Origin of the sequence: Aeromicrobium sp., from assembly GCF_032084975.1 — a bacterium.
Classification (GTDB): Bacteria; Actinomycetota; Actinomycetes; order Propionibacteriales; family Nocardioidaceae; genus Aeromicrobium.
Map to the genome: position 1 here is coordinate 1 of NZ_DAMDLR010000131.1, position 3819 is coordinate 3819.

Sequence of the window (3819 nt, forward strand, 5' to 3'; positions counted from 1 at the left end):
TGCCCATGAGGGCCTCGCGCTGCTTGTCCCGCGCGGCGCTGCGCCGGCGGCGATCGCGCTCGGCCTGCTCGCGGCGGGTCAGGGGGCGCTTCATCTGCGCCTTGCGGGCGGCCTCGGCCTCCTTGCGGCTGCGGGTGGGTCCACCCTTGCGCTGAGGCGTTCCGTCGGCGTCGTCGTTCACGCTGTGACCTTACAAGGGTGCGCCGACCGCTGGGGTGCACGGTTAGGGTGGTGGCCATGGCAGACGGCGGGATCTGGACACGACTGACCGGCTTGTTCCGCTCACGGACGGCACGCGACGACTCGGGCGACGTCGAGGCGCTGCGCGAGCGTCTCGACCAGGCCTACCGGACGCAGTCGGCGCTGTTGTCGCAGGTGCGTCGGGGTGTGGCCGACGTGGCCACCAGCCGCAAGCGGGTCGAGATCCAGCTGTCCTCCCTGCGCCGCGAGATCGAGAGCGCCGGAACCGAGGCGAAGTCCTCCGTCGACCGCGGCGACGATGCCGGCGCACGCCGCGCGATCGAACGACAGGTCGCTCTCGAGAACGCCGCGGCCGAGCTCGAGGACCGCCATGCGCAGCTGCGTGACGAGGAGGACCGCCTGCAGGCCTCCGCGGGCGGGATCGAGCGCCAGATCGAGGACTTCCGCCTCCGCAAGGACACCCTGACGGCGCGCTACTCCGCGGCCCAGGCCCGCTCCGAGATCAACGACGCCACGACCGGCATCGGCTCGGCCGCCGGCGACGTCGGTCAGCTGATGGCCGACGCCGAGCGCCACACGCGTGAGCTCGAGGCCACGGCCGATGCCGTGGACGAGCTCATGCATGACGGCATCATCACGCGGCCCGGCGAGTCCGAGGACGAGGCACTGCGTCGCCGCTTCGACGAGGCGCTGAAGGGAGACGACCATGGCCCGCAGCAGATTTCGCAGTGACCGTGGCCTGACGTTGCGCATGGGCGGCGTGGGACTGGGACTCGTCCTGCTCTACGTGCTCTTCGGTGCGTTCCTCATCTCGGCCACGCAGAGCATATGGTTCGGCGTGATCGTCGTGGTCGGCATGTCGTGGGGCCAGTGGTACTTCTCGGACTCCCTCGCGCTGAAGTCGATGGGCGCCCATGTGGTCGAGCCCGAGCAGGCCCCCGAGCTGCACGCGATGATCGATCGCCTCGTCGCGCTGGCCGACATGCCCAAGCCGCGGGTCGCGGTGGCCGTGACGGACATGCCGAACGCCTTCGCCACCGGCCGCTCGCCCAGCCACTCCGCCGTCTGCGTCACGACGGGGATCATGCAGCGCCTCGACGCCGACGAGCTCGAGGGCGTGCTGGCGCACGAGCTGGCCCACGTGGCCAACCGCGACGTGTCGATCATGACCGTCGCCTCGTCGCTCGGCCTGCTGGCCGGCTTCCTGACGCGCTGGGGCATGTGGTTCGGCGGCGGCAGCCGGGACAAGAACAGTGGGCCGGCGATGATCGTCGTGATCCTGGTCAGCCTGGTCGTCACGGCCGTCAGCTTCGTCCTGACCCGTGCCCTCTCGCGCTACCGCGAGCTCAGCGCCGACCGCTCCGGCGCCTACCTGACGGGCCGTCCGTCCAAGCTGGCGTCCGCGCTGGTGAAGATCTCGGGCGACATGGGCCGCATCCCCACGTCCGACCTGCGCGAGGCGCAGTCGATGAACGCGTTCTTCATCGCGCCGGCGCTCAAGGGCGACGCGGCGCAGGCACTGATGTCGACGCACCCACCGCTGCAGGCGCGGCTGGACCAGCTGGCCCGCATCGGCGCCGACCTGTCCGAGCGCCGCTGACATGGGGTTCCTCGACGGACTGCTCGGCCGCTCCAAGCCCGCCAAGGCGAACCTCGACGTCCTGTTCGCTGTCCCGCAGGCCGCGCTCACCCTGCAGGCCGAGGGCTTCGCGTTCAGCGGCCACGGCGCGGTGTGCTTCCGCGACTCCGACGGCCGTGCCGACGACGAGATCATCGCCTCGGCGCAGGAGATGATCCGCACGGACCCGAACGCGACGGTCCAGCTGCACCATGACGAGTTCGGCTTCACGTGGCTCGAGGTCGTGCGCCCCAGCGGTGACGTCTCCGGCCTCGTGACCGACCTGCACGCCGTGAACTCCACGATGGCCGACCAGGGCTTCGACACCGCGCTGCTGTGCTCGACCGTCGTGTTCGAGTACGAGGAGCGCCGACTCGCGCTGGTCTACCTGTTCAAGCGGGGCACGTTCTACCCGTTCGTGCCCGAGCCGTCGGCGGCCCGTCGGCGCGACAACCCGGTCGAGCTGCAGATCCGCGCGCTCGTCGAGGGCGACATCCCGATGGAGGCCGACCTGAGCCGCTGGCTCGCCATCTGGGGCGCTCCGGGACTCTGACGGCAGGGCGATACCGTGGGCGTGTGACCCTCGACTCCCTCTCCCGCGACCAGCTCGAATCACTCCTGGCCGAGCAGCAGCAGGCGTACGCCGAGCTGCAGCAGGCCGATCTCTCGCTCGACATCACGCGAGGCAAGCCGTCCGCGGCCCAGCTCGACCTGTCGAACGACCTGCTCACGGCGCCGTTGCAGGACACCAAGGTGGACGGCGTGGACGTGCGGAACTACGGCGGCGGGACGGGTCTGCCGGCGCTGCGCTCGATCTTCGCCGAGCTGCTGAACATCCCGGTCGACCAGCTGATCGCCGCCAACAACGCGAGCCTGTCGATGATGCACGACTCGCTCGTGTTCGCGCTCCTGCACGGCACGCCCGAGGAGGCGAAGCCGTGGAAGGACGGTCCGGTCAAGTTCCTGTGCCCGGCGCCCGGCTACGACCGGCACTTCGCGATCTGCGAGCACCTGGGCATCGAGATGATCACGATCGACATGCTCGAGGACGGCCCCGACATGGTCGCGGTGCGCGAGCACGTCGCCGACCCGGCGGTCAAGGGGATGTGGCTCGTCCCGACGTACTCCAACCCCACGGGCGCCGTCGTGAGCGACGCGGTCGCCGCCGAGCTCGCCGCCCTGCAGGCCGCGGCTCCGGACTTCCGGATCATGTGGGACAACGCCTACGCCGTGCACGACCTGACCGACGAGCACGTGAAGTCCGCGGACATCCTCGGCCTGTGCGCCTCGAGCGGGAACCCGAACCGCGCGCTCGTCTTCGCGTCGACCTCCAAGGTCACGCTGGCCGGCGCGGGCGTCAGCTTCCTGGGCGGCTCGCCCGAGAACATCGCCTGGTACCTGTCGCACACCGCGATCCGCACGATCGGCCCCGACAAGGTCAACCAGGCGCGCCACGCGCAGTTCCTCGGCAGCGCGCAGGGCGTGCTGGACCTGATGGCCCGCCACCGCGAGGTCCTCGTGCCCAAGTTCGAGACGGTCCAGCGGATCCTGTCCGAGCGACTCGGCGACCACGGCGTCGCCACCTGGACGTCCCCGAAGGGCGGCTACTTCGTGAACCTCGACGTCGTCGACGGCACCGCGTCGCGCGTCGTGCAGCTGGCGAAGGAGGCCGGCATCGCGCTGACCCCCGCGGGCGCGTCGTTCCCGTACGGACGCGACCCGCGCGACCGCAACATCCGCATCGCGCCGTCCTTCCCGCCGCTCGAGGAGCTGACGCGCGCCATGGAGGGCCTCGCCACCTGCGTGCTGCTCGCCGCGGCCGAGAAGGCGCTCGCTGCCTGACGTGCGCATCATCGTCGCGCCCGACAAGTTCGCGGGCACCCTGACCGCCCCGCAGGCCGCCGAGGCGATCATCGCGGGCTGGCGGCGCACCGCGCCCGACGACGACCTCGTCGCGGCGCCGATGGCCGACGGCGGTCCCGGTTTCGTGGATGCGCTGC

The 3819-nt window shown here is 71.0% G+C and carries 6 protein-coding genes; 5 read left to right on the forward strand and 1 reads right to left on the reverse strand.

Annotated features, from left to right (window positions below):
* Positions 1–181 (reverse strand): DUF3043 domain-containing protein (locus RT323_RS16150; protein ID WP_313410258.1); only part of this gene is annotated, 181 nt, incomplete at its 3' end.
* 56 nt (positions 182–237) lie between these two features.
* Here RT323_RS16150 and RT323_RS16155 point away from each other — a divergent pair.
* From RT323_RS16155 to RT323_RS16175, 5 genes are all read left to right on the forward strand, one after another.
* Complete coding sequence (locus tag RT323_RS16155) at positions 238–933, forward strand: PspA/IM30 family protein (protein ID WP_313410260.1); 696 nt, start codon at positions 238–240, stop codon at positions 931–933.
* On the forward strand, positions 908–1801 hold the full coding sequence (gene htpX / locus RT323_RS16160) for a zinc metalloprotease HtpX (RefSeq protein ID WP_313410261.1): 894 nt from the start codon (positions 908–910) through the stop codon (positions 1799–1801). Before RT323_RS16155 ends, htpX begins: the two co-directional genes overlap by 26 nt.
* 1 nt (position 1802) lies before the next feature.
* Complete coding sequence (locus RT323_RS16165; protein WP_313410263.1) at positions 1803–2372, forward strand: PspA-associated protein PspAB; 570 nt, start codon at positions 1803–1805, stop codon at positions 2370–2372.
* 23 nt (positions 2373–2395) lie between these two features.
* Positions 2396–3661 carry an aminotransferase class I/II-fold pyridoxal phosphate-dependent enzyme gene (locus tag RT323_RS16170; protein WP_313410265.1) on the forward strand — a complete coding sequence of 422 codons (1266 nt, stop codon included), beginning with the start codon at positions 2396–2398 and terminating at the stop codon, positions 3659–3661.
* 1 nt (position 3662) lies between these two features.
* Positions 3663–3819: glycerate kinase (locus tag RT323_RS16175; RefSeq protein ID WP_313410268.1), on the forward strand; the 157-nt coding region annotated here is incomplete at its 3' end.

Coding starts and splice junctions, on each gene's coding strand:
- RT323_RS16155 (WP_313410260.1), top strand. CDS start 238: ATGGCAGACGGCGGGATCTGGACACGACTGACCGGCTTGTTCCGCTCA.
- htpX (WP_313410261.1), top strand. CDS start 908: ATGGCCCGCAGCAGATTTCGCAGTGACCGTGGCCTGACGTTGCGCATG.
- RT323_RS16165 (WP_313410263.1), top strand. CDS start 1,803: ATGGGGTTCCTCGACGGACTGCTCGGCCGCTCCAAGCCCGCCAAGGCG.